Genomic DNA, 606 nt, shown 5'->3' with positions numbered 1-606 from the left:
TCACTCGGCCCAGCACGTCGTCGGACTTGATCGTCAGCAGCTCCTGCAGCGCGTACGCCGCGCCGTAGGCCTCCAGCGCCCACACCTCCATCTCGCCGAAGCGCTGGCCGCCGAACTGCGCCTTACCACCCAGCGGCTGCTGGGTGATCATCGAGTACGGACCGGTCGAGCGAGCGTGGATCTTGTCGTCGACCAGGTGCAGCAGCTTCAGGATGTAGATGTAGCCGACCGAGATCGGGTGCGGGAACGGCTCGCCGGAGCGGCCGTCGAACAGCCGCGCCTTGCCGTTCTCCCCCACCATGCGGGAGCCGTCCCGGTTGAGCAGGGTGTTGTCGAGCAGGCCGACGATCTCCTCCTCGTGGGCGCCGTCGAACACCGGCGTGGCGACCTTGGTCCAGGGCTCGACCCTGTCCATGCCCTTGTCGCGCAGGCGCTCGGCCCAGGCCTCCTCGAGACCGCTGACATCCCATCCGCGGGCCGCGATCCACCCGAGATGGGTCTCCAGCACCTGGCCGACGTTCATACGGCCGGGCACGCCCAGCGGGTTGAGGACGATGTCGACCGGCGTGCCGTCCTCGAGGAACGGCATGTCCTCCACCGGCAGGA

Annotated in this window: 1 pseudogene; it reads right to left on the bottom strand. The window is 68.6% G+C overall.

The annotated features are described in order from the left end of the window. A pseudogene (locus FLW16_RS43030) lies at positions 1-606 on the bottom strand (DNA-directed RNA polymerase subunit beta); the annotation flags it as partial.

Source organism: Microbispora sp. KK1-11, assembly GCF_006874435.1.
Lineage (GTDB): Bacteria > Actinomycetota > Actinomycetes > Streptosporangiales > Streptosporangiaceae > Microbispora > Microbispora catharanthi.
The sequence above is the reverse complement of the archived record's forward strand: the minus strand, read 5'-3'. Positions and strand labels throughout refer to the sequence as shown.